Genomic DNA, 21094 nt, shown 5'->3' on the forward strand with positions numbered 1-21094 from the left:
ACTTCGATTTTGAGTTTGGGCCTCATGGCCGTCGTTTTAATGATGGTACTGCCCGTGCCACCTGTGGTCTTGGACTTAGGTTTGGCTTTTAGTTTCGGCGTGGCTACCCTCTTGCTTACAATAACATTATTTGTCAATAGGCCTTTAGATTTTTCAACTTTTCCGACAGTGCTGTTGGCGGCGGTTATGCTTCGGTTGTCGCTGAATGTTTCATCTACGAAGCTCATCATTCAAGACGGTCATACCGGAACTTTGGCGGCCGGTCATGTCATCGATGGTTTTGCAAATTTTGTAATGGGTGGAAACGTATTTCTTGGGTTAGTTATATTTCTTGTTCTTCTAATTGTGAACTTTATGGTGATAACTAAGGGCGCGAGCCGCATGGCGGAAGTAGGAGCTCGTTTTGCACTCGACGGGATGCCTGGAAAACAATTGGCGATCGACAGTGACATGTCCGCGGGAGCCATTGATCACGCTGAAGCAAAAAGTCGACGGGAGCTCGAGCAAAAGGAAACGACGTTTTTTGGGTCCCTTGATGGGGTTTCCAAATTTGTCAAAGGTGACGCAATCGCTGGTTTGTTAATTACGAGTCTCAATTTTCTCGTTGGCTTGTTTATGGGTGTTTTTGTTCACGGTATGCCTGTTTCCAGAGCTTTCGAAACGTACACCATTTTGACAGTCGGTGACGGTTTGGTGACGCAGGTTCCCGCGGTTATCATTTCGATTGCGTCAGCTTTATTGCTTGCGCGCGGAGGGAATACCGGTGCCGCCGATGCCGCCATATCTGCGCAAGTTAGGAATTATCCGGAGGCATTATTCACTGTTGCTTTTGTCATGGCATTGATGAGCGTTGTCCCAGGATTGCCAGTTGCGCCATTCTTGGCCGCTAGTTTGGTTTTAGCAATTGTTGCCTTCTATTGCCTGAGATTGAAGGTTATACAAAAGAATGCGTCATCGGTCGAAACGATTGAGGAAGTTCAAGTAGTGCGGCCGTTAGGGGACGTTCTGGATTTGGATGATATACACTTGGAATTCTCGCCGGACCTGGTTGATATGGTGTTGGACCCCGGAACGGGCTTAGATGCGCGAATTTCAAATATCCGTTCTTATGTTGCAACAAAATTCGGTTTGGTCTTGCCAGATATTCGCCTGACAGATGATCCCTCATTACCGTCAGGTAATTATGTGGTAAAGATGTTGGGTGTAGTATTGGCACGTGACGTTTTGCTCCATGACCACGTGATGGTGCTTCTTTCCGGCAAAGATGACGATGTACCTGCTGGCGAAGATGTGGCGGAGCCGGTTTATGGTGCCGCTGCGCGGTGGATACATGAAGAGGATAAGGATGCGGCGGCTCTGTCAGGTGTGACTTTAGTTTCTCCGAATGAAATTTTGGCAACCCATCTTCTAGAATTGATCAAGCAAAATCTTTCTCGGCTACTTAGTGCGAAATCTCTTCGGCGTCTACTGGACGAAATGGTGAACTTAAGCGACCCTATACGCGCTGAAGCGAATAGGCGCCTATTGGATGAAATGATTCCTGACCGCGTTCCGAAGGATTGTTTGCATCAGGTTTTGCGCCTTTTACTCGATGAGCAAGTGTCGATCCGAAACCTTCCGCTAATATTGGAAGCGATATCCGAGGCCCGCAGCCTATCTTTGCAGGTCGAAGTAATCTGCGAATATGTGCGGCAACGACTTGGTTTTCAACTTGTTGGTGAGCTTCGTCGGGAGGATGGGACTGTTCCATTGCTTCAACTTTCTCCTGAATGGGAAGATATTTTTTCGGGTTATCAGATTGATAGTATACGGGGAGGCGTCGATGTTGCCTTGCCTCCCGATACGTTCAATCGGTTGGCCGAACGTATTGGTGCAGAAGTAAACGAAGCTGAGAGAAATGGATGCTTTCCTGCGATTGTGACTTCTAGCAAACGTAGACGATTTGTTCGCGGCGTTATGAGTTCTAAATCGATTTCGAATCCCGTGCTTGCATACGAAGAAATCGGATTGGACGCGCGGCCGGCGTTGGTCGGGATTGTCGGAGCGTGACCGCTCTTCTCCTCTCAATGTTGGAAGGTGGCGGCGAAATATTCGATATGTTTATTGCGGGTCTTCGATTTGGCCCTGTCCTTTTTCTGCTTCCCGGCGTGCCGGAGTTTAGAATACCGGCTTGGGTTAAGATCGGCGTCCTGATTTCTGTATCGGCAATCTTGTATCCTTCGGTTGGGACTGTAGTTTTAGGATCGGACACGTTGTGGTCGATTGTATTGATTGAGACGTTTATCGGTATATGTCTCGGTATGGGAGTGCGTTTATTTCTAATGGCTTTGCAGATTGCAGGTTCGATTGCAGCTCAATCCACGTCCCTTTTTCAGGTGGGCGGTGCTTCTATGCCCGAACCCATGCCGGCTTTGGGTATGGTATGGGTGGTTGCCGCACTGGCGTTTGCGGCCAGTTACGGATTTCACATTAAGGCAATCGAATACATGATGGCATCTTATTCGGTAATGCCCGTCGGGCATCTGCCGGGAAGATCCGATCTGGTGGCCTGGTTTATTGGCGGTGTCAGTACGTGTTTTTCACTCGGTTTCGTTCTGTCGGCTCCATTCCTGATTTTGGCAGCAATTTACAATTTGACCCTTGGTGTTATTAATCGTGCAATGCCTCAGTTGATGGTAGCATTCGTTGGTGCTCCAGTAATCGTGTTTGGGGCGCAGGCTTTGTTATTGGTTTCGTCGTCCTCCGTTCTTAAAACGTGGTGGGTATACATGGAGCAATCTTTGTACGCGCCTTTCGGCCTTGCACCATGAGTGACGAAGCGAACCAGGACAAGCCGCACGAACCCACTGCTAAAAAACTTAACGATGCACGTAAAAAGGGAGAAGTGGCGCGATCTCAGGACATTTCCGTGGCAATGGCATTCCTTGGTTTTACTGTTGCTTGCGTGGCGTTTGGTGCAGGTAGTATTCAGAATTTTGGCACGGTGTTGATGCATCCTCTGACGTGGGCTGTGACTGGAAATAATTCTGTGCCGCAGCTCCGTACTTCGATCGGCATGTCGGGAATGTTTGCCGCAGTTTTAATGCCTTTGATTCCATTCTTTGCCCTGCCGGCCGGATTTGTCCTCATTTCTATCATACTCCAACGTGCATTTATTGTAACGCCATCGAAGGTGTCTCCGAAGGTGTTGCGAATTTCGGTGCTATCTAACGCAAAAAATAAATTCGGTGTCGCGGGATTTGTTGAATTTGGAAAAAGCTTCACCAAGCTATTGATATTCTCCGTTTTACTTTTCGTGTACATATGGATGAACCTGGCTGAATTTGTAGGTCTCGTTCAGGCACAAGCGGTCACTGCGGCTGTCATGTTGCTGCGGAGCATTGTGGAAATGCTCATGATCGTTGTGGTTATATCTTTGGCCATAGGCGTTTTGGATTACCTTTGGCAGCGCAGTCACCATCTTCGGAAGAACCGGATGTCGGACAAGGAGCTGCGCGATGAACAAAAGGAAGCGGAAGGTGATCCTCATCTGAAAGGGGAACGTCGTGCGCGGGCGCTGGCTGTTGCGAATAATCAGATGATGTCAGATGTCCGCTCCGCCGATGTTGTTGTCACGAACCCAACTCATTTTTCTGTGGCACTGAAGTGGACGCGGCAAGCAGGGGCAGCACCCGTTTGCGTCGCCAAGGGTAAAGACGAGGTCGCCTTGGCAATTCGCCGTGTTGCAGAGGAGCACTCGGTGCCCATACATCAGGATCCGCCGACGGCGCGAAGCCTGTATGCGGCCGTTGAGATTGGCGCGGAAATAGACCCAGAGCTTTATGGCGCGGTTGCGGTGGCTATCCGTTTCGCGGATGACATGAGGCGGCGCGCCAGATCGGGTTGGGCATGACTTTGAACCGACTGACCGAAATCCAGCTCATTACCGCGGCTGTGCTGGAGCGTGACTTGTCTAAACTTCGGGCTCTCGCGGAAGATGAGCGTCAGCTACGGTCTCGCCTTCGGGACCTTGACGGACAGTTGCTACAAAGCCTGAAAACGGCTTCCGGTTCAGAAAATTTTGCGTCTGATGCGGAAGCACGGCGATTATGGCGACGTTGGCTGTTGGCTAGAAAAAAGGACACGGAGATGGCATTGTTCCGGATCTTGGCGCAAAAAGAGGGCCTTCTGGATCAGGTCCGCAATTCTTTCGCGCGGGATCAGGCGAGCCAGGGCCTCGTTTCCGAAGAGCGGGAGCGTCTGCGTCGCGCCATTCGTTAGCTGGTGTCCGATGCCCTTGCCAAGTGGGCCTTGCGACGGGCGTTTCTCCCGGCATTTGAGATATTGGGTCGTGTATCGAGCCAGGCGGTTGGGTGTGTAATCGGCGGATCAGTACATCAAGCCCAGCGTCAGGGCCGGGAAGCAGACCAGAAGGACCACGCGCAGCAGATCGGCAATCACGAAATGAAGGGCGCCGCGAAAGGTCTGCCGGATCGGGATATCTCCCGCCATTGCATTGATAACATACAGGTTCATGCCCACCGGTGGCGTGATCAGGCCCACTTCGACCACGATCAGGACCAGCACGCCGAACCATATGCCAAGCGCGTCCTCGGGCAGTCCGAAATCCAGCGACATGATCACCGGATAGAAGATCGGGACGGTCAGCAGGATCATCGAAATGCTGTCCATCACGCAGCCGAACACGAGGTAAAGAAGGAGGATCGCGCATAGCACCGTCCAGGGACCGAAACCCTGGGCAGCGATCCAGGCGGCCGTATTCTGCGGCAGCAGGGTCAGGGCGAGAAACGTATTGAAAACGCCGGCTCCCAGGATGATGACAAAGATCATGCCAGTGGCTCCTGCCGTATTCAGGGCAGCCTGTCTGAGGTCGGCTCGGCCCAGGCCACCGCGCGCCAGGGCGGCAAGGCCGGTTCCCGCGGCACCGATGGCTGCGCCTTCGGTTGGGGTGAAAAGGCCAAGATAGATGCCGCCGACCACCAGGGCGAAGATGACCGCAACAGGTAGAACGGGACGCAGGGCGCGCAATCTCTGCGACAGGGTCTGTCTGGGCAGGACAGCGCCGGTTTCCCGGCCCGTCCGCATCAGGATCGCAACGGTGACCATATATCCCAATGTTGCCAGAAGGCCGGGGATCACCGCTGCCAGAAAGAGCTTGGCAATATTCTGTTCCGCGAGGATCGCATAGAGAACCAGCACTACCGATGGTGGGATCAGGATCCCCAATGTGCCGCCGGCAGCCAGCGCGCCGGTCGAAAGCGCACCGGAATAGCCCTGCCGCCTGAGATGGGGCAGGGCGACCTGACCCATGGTCGAGGCGGTGGCGAGGGAGGAGCCGCAGATCGCCCCGAACCCGGCGCAGGCACCGATCGCCGCCATGACAACACCGCCGCGCCGATGCCCCAGCCAGGCCGCCGCGGCCGAGAAGAGGGCCGCGGACATGCCGCTGATCGTTGCGAACTGGCCCATCAGCAGGAACAGCGGAATGACGGAGAGGGAATAGTTGGAAAAGGTCCCGAAGGTCAGTGTCTTGAACTGGGCCAGCAGCATCAGCGGGCTGCCGGTGACTGCCCAGGCCCCTCCGAACCCGACCAGAAACATGGCCAGACCGATCGGCAGCCGCAGAAAGATCAGCGCCAGCAGCACCGGGAACGAGCCGATCGCGAGGGCGGTATCGCTCATGCTGCGGTCAGGGCGCGGAGGCTGCGCCAGACGCAGAAGAGGCTGACCAGAACAATGGCCACGGCACCCGCGAGAGCCGCCAGATACCCCTGCCAGAGCGGGAGTTGCAGGATCAGCGTGGTCTCTCCATAGCTGCGCTTGTCGAGCATCCCGAGCCAGAGCCGCCAGAGGATCAGGACAGCGAAAGCCGCGGCGCCGATCTCTGCGGCAAGGTCCAGCGACCGGTTGGCCGTTTGGCTGAACCGGTGACGAAACAGATCGACACGGGCATGGGCGCCGCTGATCTGCGCCCAGGGCAGAAAGCAGAAGACGGCAAAGCCGGTGCCCAGTTCGACCAGTTCGAAATCGCCCGCGATCTGATCAAACCCGAGGCCGGTCAGGGCACGGCCGGACACGCTGGCCGCAGTCAGCAGGGTCAGCAGGACCAGCATGACGGTTCCGGTGAGGGCCAGGCCGATGGCCAGCCGCCTCGCGCCGCTCTCGGCCAGCCGGTAGAGACCGCGAGCAGGCGCGGCAGAGGCAAAGGTCGCCGCATGGCGCTTGGCCGGGCCCGGCTTGATTGCGTCACGTTGCATGTTCGGCGATCAGTGTCCGGGCGCGGTCGATCAATGCCTGCCCGTCAATGTCGCGGGTGGCCATCTCGTCGATCCAGCCAGAGGTGACGGGCTGTGCCGCCGCCTGCCAGCGGGCGACCTCGGCGCTGTCGAGCGTCGTGATCCGGTTGCCCAGATCCAGCGCGATCTGCCGGGCAGGGGCATCGGCGGCGGCCAGTTCGCGTCCGGCCAGCGCCGAAAGGGCCGCGCCGGACTGTGCATCGAGCGCCTGCCGGAGCGCCTCGGGCAGGGCCTCGAATTTCGCCTTGTTCATTACGATGACAATCGCCGCGGTATAGAGCGCCGCCGCGCCGCTGAATTCCGTATGATGGCTGACGAGTTCCGAGAGCCGGATCGCGGTAGTCGTTTCCCAGGACAGAACCGTGCCGTCCGCCACGCCTTTGGACAGCGCTTCGGGGACGGCGGGCAGGGGCATACCGACCGGGGTCGCGCCCAGCTCTCCTACAAGTTCGTTGACCAGACGGGTCGGCGCGCGCAGCTTGAGGCCCGCCATATCCTCCAGCCGCGTCACAGGACGGTTGCTGTGGATCGCGCCGGGACCATGCACAAAGGCGGCCAGAACCTTTACATTGGCAAATTCACTGGCGGCCAGATCCTGCTCTGCCATCTGGTGGAAGGCGCGGCATGTGGCCTCGACCCCCGTCATCAGGAACGGCAGTTCGAACACTTCGCTGCGGGGAAAACGGCCGGGCGTATAGCCGAGCAGTGTCATGGCGATATCGACGACCCCATCCTGCGCCTGCCCCATCAGTTCGGGCGGGCGGCCGCCAAGTGCCATGGCATCGAATTTCTGGATCGTCAGATCGCCATCGGTGGCCGCCGCAACAGTCTCGATCCATGGCGACAGCACGGTGCGCGTCACCACGGCCATTGGCGGCTGGAAGTGATGCAGCCTCAGGGTGGTGCCCTTTGCAATGGCCGCCTGGCGGGACAGGGTGAAAATCGCCGGCGCGGCAAGGCCCGTCCTCAGAAAATCGCGTCTTCTCATGATATGTCTCCCCGTTTCCCTGTTTCTGGTTTCAATCCTCCGCCGCGACCTCAAAGCGCAGCCCGTCGAGATCCTCGCTCAGCGTGATCTGGCAGGAGAGGCGCGAGGTTGGCGCGAAACTATCGGTGAGCTCCAGCATCGCCAGCTCGGCCTCGGGCGCGGGGCCGACCCGTGCATAGGACGCCGCGTCGAGGATGATGTGGCAGGTGGCGCAGGCCATGGTGCCGCCGCAGATCGCCTCGATCCCCGGAACATCATGGGCGACAAGCGCCTCCATCAGGGAGGTGCCGGGCTGCGGCGAAAGGGTAAGTTCCGCACCGTCAGCGGTGGTGACATAAAGATCGGGCATCGGTTCTTCCGGTCAGAGATAGGTCATGATGGCGCCCTGCGGGGCCCCCATATCCAGCAGGTTCACCTGCTTGCGCGTCAGTTTCAGCGCCTCGCCTTCGGCGCGGAAATGATGGATGTAGGTGCCGGCGTACCAGGTCATTTTCTGGTAGTAGATGCTGGCGACGAAGGGGGTTTCGGTCTGGCAGCTCTCGGCATCAGCCGCTGTGATTGCGCTATCCGAAACCATCCGCATCGACCGCATTGGATAAGCCATGGAGGGCGAGTCGGGATGGCCGAAATTCTCCCGACGGATCTTCATCAGCGAGACATTGTCGAACATGATCATGTCGTAGATCGCCGGATCGGCCTGATCCTCGTCGAGCGGCATCAGATAGATCCCGTCTTCGGTAAAGAGGTCGATCCAGGGATCGAAGAGGTTCTTGTTGAGATAGCGGATTTCCTGGCGGATGAAGCGGTTAAGCGCCTCTTCCTCAAAAAGCTGGGCGGTCATGTCAGGCGTCCGTCCCTTCTGCTGAGGGGGTTTCCGCATCGGTCATATAGGCCAGCCAGGCCTGATACTGGTTGCGGAAGGCCAGATCCGAAGTGCCGAGGGATTCCTTTCCCCCCTCTGTCACCCGGTCGGCGGTGGAGAAGCGCTTGAAATCGACCCAGTCGTTGCGCTCGGACCCCAGACCCTGCTGCATCCGCAGGTAACAATCGAGATCGTCCGGCCCGACCATCGACCCCGGCGCATTGATCAGCCGGGAATAGAGCAGGGTCTTGGCCAGCATGTCGTCCGGCACACCCGCCAGCCGGAAAACCCAGGTCTCGATGATCGTCTCGTTATGGGCGACGGGACGCACCACCCGGATGGACTGCACCGCATCGCGCACCGCCAGCGACGGATAGACAGTGGTATTGTGGCGGTTGAACTGCAGGATCTCCTTCGTGCGCGCCGCGCCATAGGCGCGGGTCATGTCCGCGATATAGCTCTCGGGCCAGTCGTAATGGCTGAAGATGCTGGTATGGCCGCCCATGTAATTATGCCCGTGGGGCAGGGCGGTCTGCCCCATATCGTCGAAAAACTGGTAAGAGCCGCCGAAGGGCTGGATCACCTCGGCCTCGGGCGGGCGCGGATCGCCCTCCTTGCAGCAGGTGGAGACAAAGGTTTGCGTCGCCTGGCCCGTGGCGGAATGGGCCACCATCGGATGCATCGCGTCGTTCAGGTTCTCGATGAAGTTCTTCCAGTTGGCAGGCTGGACAAAGCGGTTTGAGACCTTGCCCACCACCTCGACCCGCCCCTCGGGCGAGCGGTCGGCCATATTGTCGATCGTGTGTTTTGTATCGCCCAGAAATTCTTCCAGCCCCGGCCCCTCCGCGGCGAGGCTGGCGAAAACGAAACCGCGGTAGCTGTCGGTTCGGGGGATATGGGTCAGCTGATAACAGGGCTTCTTGATATCAAAGCTGGTGCCGTCATAACCCACCGCATGGGGCACGCCCGCAAGCTGGCCGTTCGTCCGGTAGGACCAGCCGTGATAGAGGCAACGGAAGCCGCGGGCATTGCCATGGCTGCGCACCTCCAGCTTGACGCCCCGATGGCCGCAGCGGTTCAGCAGCACCCGGATTTCCCGGCTGCGGCGGTCGCGCACCATGATCACGGGGTCGCGGCCCAGCGTGGTGGTAATGAAATCGCCCGGCTCCGGTACCATCGACTCATGCCCGATGAAGATCCAGGCGCGGCCCCAGATCCGTTTCATCTCAAGATCGAAAACCTCCGGGTCTGTATAGACGCGGCGATGCACGCGGTCGGGCTGCACCATGGCGTGTAATGCCTCGGACGAGAGCGCGGGGGCACCTGGGGGAGGCGACGGGGCGGGGGTGTCGGTTACGCGTGTCATGAGGATTCGATAGTGCTTGCTTTACCGGTCAGTCAAGTATATTCTGACAGCATACCTGGCGGCTGCCGCCCGCGTGCTCCGGCACAAGCTGACCGAAAGACGACCCTATGACAGACCTAGACCCTGAAAACACAGCCACCGCAGACAGGGCCCGCAAACCCGGAACCGCCGATGTACGGGCAGAAATTCTCGCCCGGGCGCAGAAGGTGTTTCTGGAGCAGGGTTACGAAGCCGCCTCCATGCGCGAGATCGTCAAGGCCAGCGGATTTTCCAAACCCACGCTCTATTCCCATTTCGGCAGCAAGGAACGGCTGTTTGAGGCGATCATCACCTCGGTCTGCGACCGGATCTCCCTGCCGGATGTGGCCGTGCCGCGGGATATGTCGGCGCGGGAGGTGCTTGAGTCACTGGTGCTGGCCTATCGCCGGACCGTTCTAAACCCCGATTTCATCGAGCTCTACCGCCTGGTCATCGCGGAGGCGAAGCGCTTCCCCGAACTGGGAGCGATCTTTTACAAATCCGGCCCGCAGGCATCGCGCTGGCAGCTGGCGGAAATCCTGCAATCGCTGCTGGACCGGGGTCTGCTGGCCGGGCTCGGCGATACTCAGATCGCCGCGGAGCAGTTCGAGGCTCTGGTGCTGGAACCGATAAAGCTGCGTGCCTTCCTTCTGCCGGAAGAAACAGTATCAGAAACCCAGTTCCGTACCCATGCCCAGGCCGCGATCGAACTATTCCTGCGCGCCCTCGACCCGCATCGAACCTGACATTTTCCCAGATCGGAGACCGCCTTGCCAATCGACAGAGAGGCCATCCTCAGCCCGGGCGCACCTGCGCCGGTGGGCCCCTATTCCCATGCGGTTCGAGGGGCGGGGCTGGTGTTTACGGCGGGTCTGATCCCGACCGATCCGATGACCGGCGCGCTGATCGAAGGCGATGTTCAGGCGCAGACGCGGCGGGTCCTCGATACGATGCAGCTGGTGCTGGAAGAGGCCGGAACCGGGCTGGAGGCCGTGGTGAAGATGACGGTCTATCTGGCCGATCTGGCGGATTTCGAGGCAATGAACGCGGCCTATCAGGACTATTTCCCCAAGGCGCCGCCGGCCCGCACGACCTATCAGCCAGGGGGGCTGCCGCTGGGCGCTCTTGTCGAGATGGAGGCGGTGGCGCTCTCCGGCTCTTGATTCCGGCGCTGCGCCTCTGCCCGGCCAGAAACGGCAACCTCCCCGCCGACCCCGCACTGTGCTGACCGTCTTGCATCAGTCACTGAACCCCGCACTCCGGCGCGCCTTCGAAGGTACCGGAGAGCCGGGCGCAGATGAAAATCAACGCCCCGCAATTGGGGCATCCAACGGGAAGGAACTGGAATATGAGCGAAACTAACGGCGTGGTCCTGATCCACGGAGCCTGGCACGATCACCATTGCTGGGACGAAGTCGTGCCGCTGCTAGAGGCGGGGGGCATCCCCGTGACGGCCATTGAACTGCCCGGTGCAGGCCGCTCAGCCGCGCTGCCGGAGTCATTCCTGAACCGCCCCCTCGATCCGGCCGCCTTCGCAACCGAACCCTCGCCCAATGCCGGCGTGTCGCAGGTGCAGCGGACCGAAGCCGCCATTGCTGCCGTGCGGGAGATGAATGAAAAGACCGGCGGCAAGGCTGTTGTTGTGGGCCATTCGAAGGGCGGGTTAACACTGACACCATTGGCCGAGGCGATCCCGGACGAGATCTCTCATGCCGTCTATCTCGCGGCTTTCCTGCTGCCCCCCGGAATGGTGGCGGGGCAGATGATCGGCCATCCGTTGATGGCTGAGGCTCTGGTGCCCACGCTCTTCATGGCTGATCCGGCGGATGTTGGGGCATTGCGGATGGACGTCAGAAGCGAAGACCCGGCTTATCGGGCCGGCATCAAGGCGACTTTCTATGCTGACGTCGCTGATGCCTCTTTCGATCAGGCCATCGGCCATCTGCATCCCGATGAACCGGCCCAGATTGTCACAAGCCCGTCACCCGCGACGCCGGGCCGGTTTGGCCGTGTGCCCAGACATTACATCGAATGCACCGGGGATCAGGCCGTGACCATTGCGGCGCAGCGCGAAATGGTCCGGCTGATGGACGAGGCGATGGGAACGCCGACGAACGTGTTCTCGATGAATACCAGTCATTCGCCATTCTTCGCTGATCCACAGGGATTGGCGTCCATCCTGAATATTGTCGCGCGGAAATAGCCAGAGATCGGTCGCGGCGCCCGGGCCATCCGGGCGCGGCTGTTCGACGAAGCATCGCTTGACACGCCCGCCTGAAAATGGACTCATGTCACCCATGAGTGACATGAGTCGCAAACTTTGCGCAGGAGGTGTTATGCGGCAGGGTAGAGTGCAAAGACACGGCCGTCAGGGCGTAGCAGAACCGAACATGGCCGCGGTTGATATAGCTCTGATCCGGCAGGGCTTTGCCGAGGTGATTTTCAGGTCGCGCGCAGCCGAGGCACCGGTCGATAAGACCTTGGCCCGTAGATATGTCGGTCAGATGGAAGCGTTGCCTGCCGCCGTAGCAGGCAGGCCGGCGTTTTCGCCCTCTGCCGACCCCACTTTCCCACCAAACGATCAGGAGGCCTGATCCATGCGATTTCTGTTCCCGGCCCTGATGGCCTGCACGATACTGGGTGCCTGCGCGACGTTGCCTGAGGCGCAGCTTTCTCCGGCTCGGGGCCTGACCGAAGTTTACCGAGATCGGCAGGCGCAACTGTTTCACGACAAATCGTTTGACCGGGCCGCCGTAACCGGTCTGACCCTTGGTGACGTGCGCCTTGATACGCAGTCGGAGGTTAAGGCGACAGAGACAGCCGCGCTGAATTCAATTCGCGCGGCGCTTCAGGCGGGCTTGCGACAGGCAGCCCGGGATACGGGAGGCACGACGGGTGCTTTGCCATTGCGGCTGGACGTGACGATTGAAAATGTGCGGCTTGTTGATCCGGTCGTGAATGTCCTGTCCAGCGCCGCCCTCATCATCCCGCTGGATCGGGGCGCCATGACGCTGACAACCCGGTATGTGGATACAACGGGCAGAACAGTTGTTTTGCGCCGCGACAGGATCAGCGGGAAAGGCTTCGGTCTGCGCAGCGCTTTTTCCAAGAACAGACGTCTGCGCGACGCGGCGCAGAACTGGGGCAGGGCCTGCGGGGTTTGGCCGGGCTGTTCCCTTCCCCCGGCTCAAGTGCCGGAAGGCTAAGCGATGATGAGGTGAGATATCTTATCTGGTGCATCGGCCAATGACGGCCCGAAGACAGCCGCGACCTTCTTGTTCCACCGCTCCGAACCCGACTTCGTCACAGTGACGAGCGACGGACCCGTGGAACAGATGGATACGCCGCGCGACCGGATCATGGATGCCTGCAATTCGCGCCTGGTCAAAGCGGGTGAGAACCGCATCGTAGAGTTGCACCATCAGACGATAGGGCTGTCTGAACAGGCGGAGCTACCCGCCCCGGTTCAAGCTTGCCCGGTCATTTTATCGGAGCGGCCTCAGAAACCTTGGCAAGATGCTGTTATCGTTGAAAAACCCAAGATGCCGTCAACGGCGCATCATTCAGCCGGCCTTTGCGAATCCACAGCGCAGGAGCGGGAACCGAAGGCGCCCATCCGATGCAAACTGTTCTGTTCGGGCTGATGGCGGTTTTTCATCCCCCAAGTGAGGGATGGTGGAGCCTAGGGGGATCGAACCCCTGACCTCTTGCATGCCATGCAAGCGCTCTCCCAGCTGAGCTAAGGCCCCATTTGCACGGGCTCAAATCACCCGTGCGGCGCTATGTATGGGAAGGCCCGGAGCGGATCAAGCGAAAAATCCCGCCCTCCGGATCCCCCCAAATCAGGACTCGTCGTCGTCCCCGGCAACGTCGGCCAGATCGTCGAGGGAGACGTTGTCGTCATCCTCGTCCTCTTCCAGCAGATCATCGTCCAGATCCACATCCACATCATCTTCGTCATCATCCAGGATGACATCCTCGTCATCCTCGACCTTCCGCTTCTTGGCAGAGGCATCTTCGGCATCGGCCGCGATCATACGATTCTTGGATTCGTCGAATTCCACGATCTCGCCGGTATAGGGGCTGACGATCGGGCTCTGGTTTAGGTCGTAAAACCGCTTGCCGGTCGTAGGGCAGACACGTTTCGTGCCCCATTCTTCCTTGGGCATGGGATTCCTCTCAGGTGACATCTCTTGTCGACGATCCGCGTCCCCTGCCATATGCGGAAACGGGTGTCAAAGGCTTTCGGGCCGGAATAAAGACGGAATAAACCGGACCGTAACGGGCGGGGTTCATATGGGTCAGCATATCCTGCCGGGCAACCCCCCGGTGGAAATCAATCTGAAACGGTCGGGCCGGGCGCGTCGGATATCTCTGCGTGTCTCCGCGCTGGACGGGAAAGTGACGCTCACCCTGCCCATGGGCGTGTCGGAACGCTCTGGCCTGGCCTTCGCGCGGGAAAAAGCAGACTGGCTGCGCGGGCATCTGGCAAAGCACGCCGGGATGGAAGTCATCGGCCCCGGTTCCGTTCTGCCCGTGGAAGGGCAGATGTTGACTGTGGCACCCGGGACAGGCCGCTCCGTTCGGATCGACGGCGACCAAATTCTGGTGCCCGGCGATCCGGACCGGATCACCGCCCGCCTGCTGGGCCACCTGAAGGCCATGGCGCGCGACCGGCTCGCCGGGGCGTCAGATCATTATGCCGCTGCTCTCGGCCGCCCCTATTCCCGACTGACCCTGCGTGATACGCGCTCCCGCTGGGGGTCCTGTTCGGCGCAGGGGGCGCTGTCTTATTCATGGCGGCTGATCCTCGCTCCGCCGGAAGTGCTGCGCTATGTCGCCGCTCACGAGGTCGCCCATCTGGCCGAAATGAACCATTCGCCGGCCTTCTGGGCGCAGGTTGAACGGATCCACGGCCCCTACCGGCAACAGCGCGGCTGGCTGCGCAGCGAGGGCGCAAACCTGCATGGCTACCGGTTTGAAGCGGTGTGACGACACCCCATCTTGACGGCAGGGAGTTTTGTGATCACAAGCGGCCCATGTTGATGCAATCCCGCCCTGATCCAAGCCCCGCCGCCCATGAACGCGTCTATCGCGGTCTGCGCACCCGTATCATGCACGGCCAGATCCCACCCGGAGAGGCGCTGACCCTGCGTGGCATCGGGCGAGACTTCGGCGTCTCCATGACACCCGCCCGCGAATCCGTCCGCCGTCTGGTAGCAGAAGGCGCGCTGACCCTGTCCGCCTCCGGCCGCGTCTCCACCCCCGAGATCAGCAATGAGCGGATCGAGGAGCTGGCCGCCCTGCGCGCGCTGTTGGAAGTTGAATTGGCCTCCCGCGCCCTGCCGCGCGCCCATATGGCGCTGATTGACCGGCTGCAGGCGATCAATTCGACGATTTCGGAAATGGTCGAACGGCATGATGCCGTGGGCTATATCCGCACCAACCTCGAATTCCATCGCACGCTCTACCTGCGGGCGCAGGCCCCTGCCATGCTGGCCATGGCCGAAACGGTATGGCTGCAGCTCGGCCCGACGATGCGCAAACTCTACGGCCGGCTTCTCCGCAAGGAATCGCCGCATTTCCATAGGCTTATCATCGCTGCGCTGAAGGCAGGGGATGAGCCCGGCCTGCGTCTGGCGGTCCGGTCGGACGTGACACAGGGCCTGAGGTTGCTGACGACATGATCCACCTCTGGGGCTTCCGGTTGAGCGTTTATGTCCGGATCGTCCGGATGGCCTTGGCAGAGCGCGGGCTGGAGTACGACTGGACGGAGGTGAACCCTTTCGAGCCCTCCGAGCCGAACCCGCATCCTTTCGGCCGCGTGCCGGTGTTCGATCATGACGGCATGCGGCTTTACGAAACGTCCGCGATCACCCTCTACATCGACCGTGCCTTTCCCGGCCCCACATGGCAGCCCGACGATCCGGTGAAAGAGGCGCGGGTGCAGCAGGTCATCGACATGATCAACAGCTATGGCTACTGGCCGATGGTCCGACAGGTCTTCGCCAAGGGCGCCTATCCGCTCGCCGTCGGAGAACCGGTCGAGACGCAAGAGGTGAGCGCGGGTCTCGCCGCATCCCGTCCCCTGCTCGCCGAACTCGAAACTCTTGCTGCCTCCGGCACAGTGCTCTCCGGTCCGCTGACCCGCGCAGACCTGCATCTGGCGCCGATGGTAGACTACTTCACGGCCCTGCCAGAGGCGGCCGCGATGCTGGCCGAGCATCCCGCGCTTGCCACCCGCTTTGCGGAGCTCCAGCAGCGCCCCAGCTTCACAGCCACCGCTCCGGGACTGCCGACAGGTTAGCCCAGAAACACCTGCCCCTCGGAATAGCGCACCCTTGGCACCACCCGCGTCGCCAGCAGGAAACCCAGCGTCAGCGGTCCGACCCGGCCGATGAACATCACGAAGATGATGACGAGCCGCCCCACGGTATCAAGCTCCGCCGTTGACCCACGCGTCAGCCCCACGGTCCCGAAGGCCGAGGCGACCTCGAACACCAGGTTGAACATCGCCCCGTCATGGGAGATCGACACGACGAACAGTGCCGTCAGCACGATCAGCATCGACAGCGCCGTCAGGGCCATCACCCGGAACACCGACTCGAACCCGATCGAGCGGTTGAAGATATGCAGCGAGGTCCGCCGCTTGAAAAACGCGATGACGGTCAGGATCAGCACGAAAAAGCTCGTCACCTTGATGCCGCCCGCCGTAGAGGTCGACCCGCCCCCGACCAGCATCAGCAGGATCACGACCAGAGAGGTGGAATCGTGCACATGCGCCAGATCGACGGAGTTGAACCCGGCCGTCCTGGGGCTGACCCCCTGAAAGAAGGCGCCCAGCAACTTGCCCCCGAGGCCGAGCGGGCCCAGCGTCGCCGGATTGGTCCATTCTAGCACCGCAAAGGTAAACCAACCCCAAAGAATCAGGCCCAAAGTGCCCACCAGCATCAGCTTGGAATGCAGCGAGAGCGTCCGCCAGCGCCGCCGCTGCCAGATGTCCCCGATCACGATGAACCCGATTCCGCCGATGATGAAGGAGGCCGAGATAGGTAGGATCACAAGCGGATCGGCCACGTAACGCGTCAGGCTGTCGGGCCATAGCGCGAATCCCGCGTTGTTGAAGGCCGACACCGAATGAAAGATCGCGGCCCAGGCCCCTTGCCAGAACCCGTAATCCCGGATGAACGGGATGCAGAGCAGCAGGGCACCGCCGCCTTCCACCACCATCGCGACCCGCAGCACCAGCGCCGCCAGCTGCATCAGGTCATGCAGGGAAGACTGGCCCAGCTCCTCCCGCAATACCACCTGCTGCGGCAGCCCGACCGACACGCCAAGCGCGGTCAGCAGCAGCATGGCAAAGGTCATCAGCCCCAGCCCGCCGAACTGGATCAGCAGGAGGATCACGAATTGACCGAAGATGGTAAATTCACCCGCCGTATCCACAACGGCCAGCCCGGTCACGGTAACGGCGGAGGTGGAGGTAAAGAACGCCTCCATCCAGCTGAGCGAGTCGCGCGTCGATACGGGCAGTTTCAGCAGCAGCGTGCCCAGAAAGATGAACCCGGCATAGGACAGCGCCAGCATTTCCGGCGCCGGCATCTTGGTCAGGCGCGGCAGGGCGCGCAGGAGACGGGCGATCATCGGGCTAGAGCGTATCGGCGAAACTGCCGAAATTCTTGCGTGTGCCCAGCAGGATCAGCCGGTCCGCTTCTGCCAGCGTGCAGCTGCTGCGACCATCGCAGATAAACTCCGTCCCCCGCATCACGCCCAGACACCGCAGCTCATGCTTGTCGAGCATGTGGATATCGGCGAGCTCCCGCCCCTCCATCTCCGCAGGCGCCTGGAAATAGAAGACATGGCTCCCGTTGCCGAGGCTCACGTAGTCCCGCACCAGCGGATTGTTAAACACCTGCGCGACATGGCGGCCCATCTCCTCCTCGGGGTGAAACACGCGGTCCACGCCCAGTTTCGACAGGATCCGGTGATGCGCCCGGCTGACGGCCTTGGCCCAGACGACTTCCACCCCGATCATCTTGAGATTGATGGCAGTCAGGACGGAGCTTTCCAGATCCTCCCCCATGGAGATCAGCGCGGCATCGCATTCGCCGACACCCGCCTCCCGCAGCGCCGATTCGTCCCGGCTGTCGAGGATCAGCGCCTGCGAGATTTCCTCGGCGAAATTGGCCACGATCTTTTCGTCGCGGTCGATCCCGATCACATATTTGCCGTAGCGGGTCAGCTCAAGCGCGACCGTGCCGCCGAAATTGCCCAGCCCGATCACCGCGAAATTGCGCCTGTTGTGCTTCATTCAGATGCACTCCGTCGTCACAAGCCTGCGATGATGGTGCTGCAACTGCGAAGGTCAAGCCGTCACGCAGCCAGACCCTTCGACCCCATGTCGAGGAATTTGCGCCGCCGGTCCTGCACCAGCTTGCTCGCCGACTGGCCCTTCATCTCGCCCAGCATCTTCTGGATCGCCTTGCCGACGGCCGCAATCGTGGCGGCCCCGTCGCGATGCGCCCCGCCCAGCGGCTCGTTGATGATCGTGTCGATCACGCCCAGCTTCTGCAGATCTTGCGCGGTCAGACGCAGCGCTTCTGCGGCCTCCCGCATCTTCTCCGCATCCTTCCACAGGATGGAGGCGCAGCCCTCCGGCGAGATCACCGAATAGACCGAATGTTCCAGCATCGCGACCTTGTTGGCCGTGGCAAAGGCTACCGCGCCGCCCGAACCGCCCTCACCGATGACGACAGACACCAGCGGCACGCCAATCTGCAGGCATTTCTCTGTCGAACGGGCAATCGCCTCGGACTGGCCACGCTCTTCCGCGCCCTTGCCGGGATAGGCACCGGGCGTGTCGACCAGCGTGATAACCGGCAGTTTGAACTTGTCGGCCATCTCCATCAGGCGGATCGCCTTGCGGTAGCCTTCGGGCCGGGCCATGCCGAAATTCCGTTCGATCCGGCTTTTCGTGTCATTGCCCTTTTCATGGCCGATCACGATCACCGGTTGATCCGCGAACCGGGCGAGCCCGCCCATCACCGCATGGTCATCGGCAAAGTTCCGGTCGCCCGCCAGCGGCGTGTATTCGGTGAACAGCTCTTCAATATAGTCGCGGCAATGCGGCCGGTCGGGGTGCCGCGCCACCTGGCATTTCCGCCAGGGCGTCAGCGATTTATAAAGATCGGTCAGCATGGCGGCCGCCTTGGTGTCCAGCGCGCTGGCCTCGTCCTCGACGTCCATGCCTTCGTTCTGGCGGGCCATCGCGCGCAGTTCCCGCGCCTTGCCTTCGATCTCTGCCAAAGGCTTCTCGAAATCGAGGTAGTTATGGGCGTCCTGTGCGCGGCTTTCGGTGGTCGTCTCGGCCATGGCATTCCCTCCGGGTTCGGGCGCTATATGCCCATGGTGACGGGTCTTTGCAACTCAGCAAGATTTGCCGGACCCTGTAATGGCATATCCGGGACAGTTCCGGAGGAGCATATGACACAGAGCTACGAAGACAGATTGCTGCGGGTCTACGACCACATCCACGCCAACCCGGCGGGCGACCTCTCGCTCGACGCGCTGGCGGATGTCGCGGCGATGAGCCGGTTTCACTGGCACCGCGTCTTCCACGCCATGGCGGGGGAAACCTGCGCCCAGGCCGTCCGCCGCATTCGCCTGCACCTCGCCGCCAACGAGATCTCCCGCGGATCGCAGGAGATCGAGGAGATCCGGCAGAGCGTGGGCTATGCCGACCGGGACAGTTTCGACCGCGCCTTTCGCGCGCAATACGGCATGACCCCGCGCGCCTTCCGCGCGCGGGGGACGCCGCATCCCTTTGTCCGGCCCAGGAAAGGACCTGTGACCATGTATCCCGTTGAAATCAAAACGAACCCCGACCGCCGCCTTGTGGGCCTCGCCCATACCGGCGCCTATTTCCGCATATCGGAGGCATTTTCGCGCGTTGACGTGATCGTCGCCGCGCGGTCCCTTTACGATGACCTCGGCCCGATGATTGGCGTCTATTACGACGACATCTCTGAAGTACCGGAGGCCGAGTTGCAGAGCTTTGCCGGGTTCGAACTGAAGGCGGGCCGACCCGTTCCCGAGGGCCTGGAGCTGCGCGAGATGACGGGCGGAGAGGCGGCGGTGCTGACCTATCGCGGCCCCTATGCCAACCTGCCCGCCGCCTATGACTACCTTTTCGGCAGTTGGCTAGCGACGTCGGGGCGCGAACCGGGCACCCAGCCCGCCTATGAGCTTTACCTCAACACGCCGATGTACACCGATCCGGCGGATCTGCTGACGGAAATCCACCTGCCGCTGGCATGACGCCCGGCGCGCCGTTCCGGCCCTATGCCAGCGCGGCGCGCAATGCGGTTTCGGGCGAACTCAGCACCGGCAGGCCCAGATCGCCCAGCAGATCGGTGGCGCCCGCCATGCTGGCCTGTGCCAGAACAACGACCGATCCGCCGTTCTGCGCCAGATCGGCCCGCAGCGCCTGCGCAATTGCCGCGTGGAATGCGGCGGTCTCTCCGGCTTCGAAAAGCGGCCAGAGAGCGGTCAGGTCCAGCATCCGCGCCGTGCCGCCCTCATTCTCCAGCAGGGAAAGGCTGGCCTCTGCCGTGCTCGCCAGCGTGTAGACCAGCACCGCCTCGCCCCCGATCGTCGCCGCCGCCCGCATCATCGGCCGGTCGATCCGCAATGCCCCATAGTCTTCGGCCAGCGCCCCCAGCGTGGTGCAGCTGCACAGCACGCGCCCGCCGGCCTTGCGGATCGCCTCTGCCACCGGGGCGCGCACCGCCTCCGGCCCATTGGCGCGGGCTTCTGCCAGCCAGTCCGGGCGCACCACATGCAAAAGCGAAACACCCGGCGCGATCCGGTCGCGCAGGGTGTCGAAGGTGGACCGATGCAGCTCGGCCGTATGCAGCAGGGTCAGCGTCATGCCCTAGTGATAGAACACCGGAACGAGGGAGGCGACCAGCAACCCGGCCATGCCCCAGTTGAATAGCCGCAGCCGCGCCGGATTGGTCAGCAGTCGCCGCAGCTGCTGCCCCAGCACCGTCCAGACCGAGACGCAGGGCAGACAGACCAGCATGAACATTCCGGCCACCATGAGAACCGCAACCAGGCTGCGGTCCGACGCATAGACCGTGATCGCCGTCAGGGCCATGGTCCAGGCCTTGGGGTTGACCCACTGGAACATCGCCGCCTGAAGGAATGTCATCGGGCGGCTATTTTGCGCGGCCTTGGCATCCGGCGGCGCGGCATTTGCGATTTTCCATGCGAGATAAAGCAGATAGGCCACGCTCAGAACGGTCAGCACGTCATGCAACACCGGCACGGCCTCGAAGATGCCCATCAGCCCGATACCCACAAGCGCCGCCATCAGGCCAAAGCCAATTGCGATGCCCAGCATATGCGGCAGGGTGCGGCGATAGCCAAAATTCGCGCCCGAGGCCATGACCATCAGGTTATTGGGCCCCGGCGTCAGCGTGGAGACGATGCAGAAAGCGGCGAGAGCAAGCAGAAGGTCTGTGGTCATAATCGTTACTCATTCAGTTCAGCGCAATTCTGCC

At 60.8% G+C, this 21094-nt stretch carries 25 protein-coding genes and 1 tRNA gene; 13 read left to right on the forward strand and 13 right to left on the reverse strand.

From position 1 onward, the window contains the following. Positions 1-24: 24 nt before the first annotated feature. The 4 genes from ACRARG_RS12850 to ACRARG_RS12865 are packed head-to-tail and all read left to right on the forward strand — an operon-like array spanning position 25 to position 4260. Positions 25-2049 (forward strand): flagellar biosynthesis protein FlhA, encoded by a 2025-nt coding sequence (locus ACRARG_RS12850; protein WP_432690413.1) that lies wholly within the window; start codon positions 25-27, stop codon positions 2047-2049. Continuing rightward, positions 2046-2810, forward strand: coding sequence for a flagellar biosynthetic protein FliR (locus tag ACRARG_RS12855; RefSeq protein WP_432690414.1), 765 nt, complete (start codon positions 2046-2048; stop codon positions 2808-2810). Before ACRARG_RS12850 ends, ACRARG_RS12855 begins: the two co-directional genes overlap by 4 nt. Further along, positions 2807-3892, forward strand: a complete 1086-nt coding sequence (locus ACRARG_RS12860) for an EscU/YscU/HrcU family type III secretion system export apparatus switch protein (RefSeq protein ID WP_432690415.1) — start codon at positions 2807-2809, stop codon at positions 3890-3892. Before ACRARG_RS12855 ends, ACRARG_RS12860 begins: the two co-directional genes overlap by 4 nt. A gap of 2 nt (positions 3893-3894) precedes the next feature. After that, on the forward strand, positions 3895-4260 hold the full coding sequence (locus ACRARG_RS12865; RefSeq protein WP_432690416.1) for a hypothetical protein: 366 nt from the start codon (positions 3895-3897) through the stop codon (positions 4258-4260). A 108-nt stretch (positions 4261-4368) separates the two neighbouring features. Here ACRARG_RS12865 and ACRARG_RS12870 read toward each other — a convergent pair whose 3' ends face one another. The 6 genes from ACRARG_RS12870 to ACRARG_RS12895 are packed head-to-tail and all read right to left on the reverse strand — an operon-like array spanning position 4369 to position 9434. Continuing rightward, a complete protein-coding gene (locus tag ACRARG_RS12870) occupies positions 4369-5682 on the reverse strand; it encodes a TRAP transporter large permease (RefSeq protein ID WP_432690417.1) in 1314 nt (437 codons plus the stop codon). Then, a complete protein-coding gene (locus ACRARG_RS12875; RefSeq protein WP_432690418.1) occupies positions 5679-6257 on the reverse strand; it encodes a TRAP transporter small permease in 579 nt (192 codons plus the stop codon). The genes ACRARG_RS12870 and ACRARG_RS12875 overlap by 4 nt, the downstream gene beginning before the upstream one ends. Further along, a complete protein-coding gene (locus ACRARG_RS12880; protein ID WP_432690419.1) occupies positions 6247-7284 on the reverse strand; it encodes a TRAP transporter substrate-binding protein in 1038 nt (345 codons plus the stop codon). Before ACRARG_RS12880 ends, ACRARG_RS12875 begins: the two co-directional genes overlap by 11 nt. A gap of 31 nt (positions 7285-7315) precedes the next feature. Beyond that, positions 7316-7633, reverse strand: a complete 318-nt coding sequence (locus tag ACRARG_RS12885) for a 2Fe-2S iron-sulfur cluster-binding protein (RefSeq protein WP_432690420.1) — start codon at positions 7631-7633, stop codon at positions 7316-7318. A gap of 12 nt (positions 7634-7645) precedes the next feature. After that, the gene (locus ACRARG_RS12890) at positions 7646-8125 is read right to left on the reverse strand and encodes an aromatic-ring-hydroxylating dioxygenase subunit beta (RefSeq protein WP_432690421.1); all 480 of its coding nucleotides are present in this window, start codon (positions 8123-8125) and stop codon (positions 7646-7648) included. A 1-nt stretch (position 8126) separates the two neighbouring features. Further along, a complete protein-coding gene (locus tag ACRARG_RS12895; protein ID WP_432690422.1) occupies positions 8127-9434 on the reverse strand; it encodes an aromatic ring-hydroxylating oxygenase subunit alpha in 1308 nt (435 codons plus the stop codon). 185 nt (positions 9435-9619) lie between these two features. Here ACRARG_RS12895 and ACRARG_RS12900 point away from each other — a divergent pair, with 185 nt between their 5' ends. The 5 genes from ACRARG_RS12900 to ACRARG_RS12920 all read left to right on the forward strand — a co-directional run bounded on the left by ACRARG_RS12900 (position 9620) and on the right by ACRARG_RS12920 (position 13174). Then, complete coding sequence (locus ACRARG_RS12900; RefSeq protein ID WP_432690423.1) at positions 9620-10276, forward strand: TetR/AcrR family transcriptional regulator; 657 nt, start codon at positions 9620-9622, stop codon at positions 10274-10276. A gap of 24 nt (positions 10277-10300) precedes the next feature. After that, positions 10301-10693 carry a Rid family detoxifying hydrolase gene (locus tag ACRARG_RS12905; protein ID WP_432690424.1) on the forward strand — a complete coding sequence of 131 codons (393 nt, stop codon included), beginning with the start codon at positions 10301-10303 and terminating at the stop codon, positions 10691-10693. Between the two features lie 185 nt (positions 10694-10878). Then, positions 10879-11733: an alpha/beta fold hydrolase gene (locus ACRARG_RS12910; RefSeq protein ID WP_432690425.1), complete on the forward strand. Its 855-nt coding sequence runs from the start codon at positions 10879-10881 to the stop codon at positions 11731-11733. A 394-nt stretch (positions 11734-12127) separates the two neighbouring features. Next, positions 12128-12736, forward strand: a complete 609-nt coding sequence (locus ACRARG_RS12915) for a hypothetical protein (protein WP_432690426.1) — start codon at positions 12128-12130, stop codon at positions 12734-12736. A gap of 129 nt (positions 12737-12865) precedes the next feature. Then, the gene (locus ACRARG_RS12920; RefSeq protein WP_432690427.1) at positions 12866-13174 is read left to right on the forward strand and encodes a hypothetical protein; all 309 of its coding nucleotides are present in this window, start codon (positions 12866-12868) and stop codon (positions 13172-13174) included. 29 nt (positions 13175-13203) lie between these two features. Here the strand turns inward: ACRARG_RS12920 and ACRARG_RS12925 are convergent. Both ACRARG_RS12925 and ACRARG_RS12930 read right to left on the reverse strand, forming a co-directional pair. Beyond that, positions 13204-13279 (reverse strand) — tRNA-Ala (locus ACRARG_RS12925). Between the two features lie 93 nt (positions 13280-13372). Next, on the reverse strand, positions 13373-13699 hold the full coding sequence (locus ACRARG_RS12930) for a TIGR02300 family protein (protein ID WP_432690428.1): 327 nt from the start codon (positions 13697-13699) through the stop codon (positions 13373-13375). A 127-nt stretch (positions 13700-13826) separates the two neighbouring features. On the opposite strand from ACRARG_RS12930, the gene ACRARG_RS12935 reads away from it, so the two are divergent. The 3 genes from ACRARG_RS12935 to ACRARG_RS12945 are packed head-to-tail and all read left to right on the forward strand — an operon-like array spanning position 13827 to position 15837. Then, the gene (locus ACRARG_RS12935; RefSeq protein WP_432690429.1) at positions 13827-14522 is read left to right on the forward strand and encodes a M48 family metallopeptidase; all 696 of its coding nucleotides are present in this window, start codon (positions 13827-13829) and stop codon (positions 14520-14522) included. 47 nt (positions 14523-14569) lie between these two features. Next, complete coding sequence (locus ACRARG_RS12940; RefSeq protein ID WP_432690430.1) at positions 14570-15217, forward strand: GntR family transcriptional regulator; 648 nt, start codon at positions 14570-14572, stop codon at positions 15215-15217. Further along, positions 15214-15837, forward strand: a complete 624-nt coding sequence (locus tag ACRARG_RS12945) for a glutathione S-transferase family protein (protein ID WP_432690431.1) — start codon at positions 15214-15216, stop codon at positions 15835-15837. Before ACRARG_RS12940 ends, ACRARG_RS12945 begins: the two co-directional genes overlap by 4 nt. On the opposite strand, the gene ACRARG_RS12950 is transcribed toward ACRARG_RS12945, so the two are convergent. The 3 genes from ACRARG_RS12950 to ACRARG_RS12960 form a co-directional block, all read right to left on the reverse strand. Then, complete coding sequence (locus ACRARG_RS12950) at positions 15834-17174, reverse strand: TrkH family potassium uptake protein (protein ID WP_432690432.1); 1341 nt, start codon at positions 17172-17174, stop codon at positions 15834-15836. The two genes, ACRARG_RS12945 and ACRARG_RS12950, sit on opposite strands and share 4 nt — an antisense overlap. Positions 17175-17178: 4 nt before the next feature. After that, a complete protein-coding gene (locus ACRARG_RS12955; protein WP_432690433.1) occupies positions 17179-17841 on the reverse strand; it encodes a potassium channel family protein in 663 nt (220 codons plus the stop codon). A gap of 62 nt (positions 17842-17903) precedes the next feature. Next, complete coding sequence (locus tag ACRARG_RS12960; RefSeq protein WP_432690434.1) at positions 17904-18902, reverse strand: acetyl-CoA carboxylase carboxyltransferase subunit alpha; 999 nt, start codon at positions 18900-18902, stop codon at positions 17904-17906. 111 nt (positions 18903-19013) lie between these two features. Between ACRARG_RS12960 and ACRARG_RS12965 the strand changes: the two genes are divergently transcribed. Then, positions 19014-19847 carry an AraC family transcriptional regulator gene (locus ACRARG_RS12965; RefSeq protein WP_432690435.1) on the forward strand — a complete coding sequence of 278 codons (834 nt, stop codon included), beginning with the start codon at positions 19014-19016 and terminating at the stop codon, positions 19845-19847. 22 nt (positions 19848-19869) lie between these two features. On the opposite strand, the gene ACRARG_RS12970 is transcribed toward ACRARG_RS12965, so the two are convergent. Together ACRARG_RS12970 and ACRARG_RS12975 are read right to left on the reverse strand one after the other, a co-directional pair. Continuing rightward, a complete protein-coding gene (locus ACRARG_RS12970) occupies positions 19870-20460 on the reverse strand; it encodes a hypothetical protein (RefSeq protein WP_432690436.1) in 591 nt (196 codons plus the stop codon). 3 nt (positions 20461-20463) lie between these two features. Next, a complete protein-coding gene (locus ACRARG_RS12975; protein WP_432690437.1) occupies positions 20464-21060 on the reverse strand; it encodes a LysE family translocator in 597 nt (198 codons plus the stop codon). Positions 21061-21094: the final 34 nt, after the last annotated feature.

The sequence above is a fragment of the Pseudooceanicola profundi genome, from assembly GCF_050897955.1.
In the GTDB taxonomy this organism is placed as follows: domain Bacteria; phylum Pseudomonadota; class Alphaproteobacteria; order Rhodobacterales; family Rhodobacteraceae; genus Pseudooceanicola.

Excerpts from the sequence above, each read along its gene's own strand:
- ACRARG_RS12850 (WP_432690413.1), top strand. The coding sequence starts at position 25 with ATGGCCGTCGTTTTAATGATGGTACTGCCCGTGCCACCTGTGGTCTTG.
- ACRARG_RS12860 (WP_432690415.1), top strand. The coding sequence starts at position 2,807 with ATGAGTGACGAAGCGAACCAGGACAAGCCGCACGAACCCACTGCTAAA.
- ACRARG_RS12870 (WP_432690417.1), bottom strand. The coding sequence starts at position 5,682 with ATGAGCGATACCGCCCTCGCGATCGGCTCGTTCCCGGTGCTGCTGGCG.
- ACRARG_RS12875 (WP_432690418.1), bottom strand. The coding sequence starts at position 6,257 with ATGCAACGTGACGCAATCAAGCCGGGCCCGGCCAAGCGCCATGCGGCG.
- ACRARG_RS12880 (WP_432690419.1), bottom strand. The coding sequence starts at position 7,284 with ATGAGAAGACGCGATTTTCTGAGGACGGGCCTTGCCGCGCCGGCGATT.
- ACRARG_RS12885 (WP_432690420.1), bottom strand. The coding sequence starts at position 7,633 with ATGCCCGATCTTTATGTCACCACCGCTGACGGTGCGGAACTTACCCTT.
- ACRARG_RS12890 (WP_432690421.1), bottom strand. The coding sequence starts at position 8,125 with ATGACCGCCCAGCTTTTTGAGGAAGAGGCGCTTAACCGCTTCATCCGC.
- ACRARG_RS12895 (WP_432690422.1), bottom strand. The coding sequence starts at position 9,434 with ATGGTGCAGCCCGACCGCGTGCATCGCCGCGTCTATACAGACCCGGAG.
- ACRARG_RS12900 (WP_432690423.1), top strand. The coding sequence starts at position 9,620 with ATGACAGACCTAGACCCTGAAAACACAGCCACCGCAGACAGGGCCCGC.
- ACRARG_RS12910 (WP_432690425.1), top strand. The coding sequence starts at position 10,879 with ATGAGCGAAACTAACGGCGTGGTCCTGATCCACGGAGCCTGGCACGAT.
- ACRARG_RS12915 (WP_432690426.1), top strand. The coding sequence starts at position 12,128 with ATGCGATTTCTGTTCCCGGCCCTGATGGCCTGCACGATACTGGGTGCC.
- ACRARG_RS12920 (WP_432690427.1), top strand. The coding sequence starts at position 12,866 with ATGGATACGCCGCGCGACCGGATCATGGATGCCTGCAATTCGCGCCTG.
- ACRARG_RS12930 (WP_432690428.1), bottom strand. The coding sequence starts at position 13,699 with ATGCCCAAGGAAGAATGGGGCACGAAACGTGTCTGCCCTACGACCGGC.
- ACRARG_RS12935 (WP_432690429.1), top strand. The coding sequence starts at position 13,827 with ATGGGTCAGCATATCCTGCCGGGCAACCCCCCGGTGGAAATCAATCTG.
- ACRARG_RS12940 (WP_432690430.1), top strand. The coding sequence starts at position 14,570 with ATGTTGATGCAATCCCGCCCTGATCCAAGCCCCGCCGCCCATGAACGC.
- ACRARG_RS12945 (WP_432690431.1), top strand. The coding sequence starts at position 15,214 with ATGATCCACCTCTGGGGCTTCCGGTTGAGCGTTTATGTCCGGATCGTC.
- ACRARG_RS12950 (WP_432690432.1), bottom strand. The coding sequence starts at position 17,174 with ATGATCGCCCGTCTCCTGCGCGCCCTGCCGCGCCTGACCAAGATGCCG.
- ACRARG_RS12955 (WP_432690433.1), bottom strand. The coding sequence starts at position 17,841 with ATGAAGCACAACAGGCGCAATTTCGCGGTGATCGGGCTGGGCAATTTC.
- ACRARG_RS12960 (WP_432690434.1), bottom strand. The coding sequence starts at position 18,902 with ATGGCCGAGACGACCACCGAAAGCCGCGCACAGGACGCCCATAACTAC.
- ACRARG_RS12965 (WP_432690435.1), top strand. The coding sequence starts at position 19,014 with ATGACACAGAGCTACGAAGACAGATTGCTGCGGGTCTACGACCACATC.
- ACRARG_RS12970 (WP_432690436.1), bottom strand. The coding sequence starts at position 20,460 with ATGACGCTGACCCTGCTGCATACGGCCGAGCTGCATCGGTCCACCTTC.
- ACRARG_RS12975 (WP_432690437.1), bottom strand. The coding sequence starts at position 21,060 with ATGACCACAGACCTTCTGCTTGCTCTCGCCGCTTTCTGCATCGTCTCC.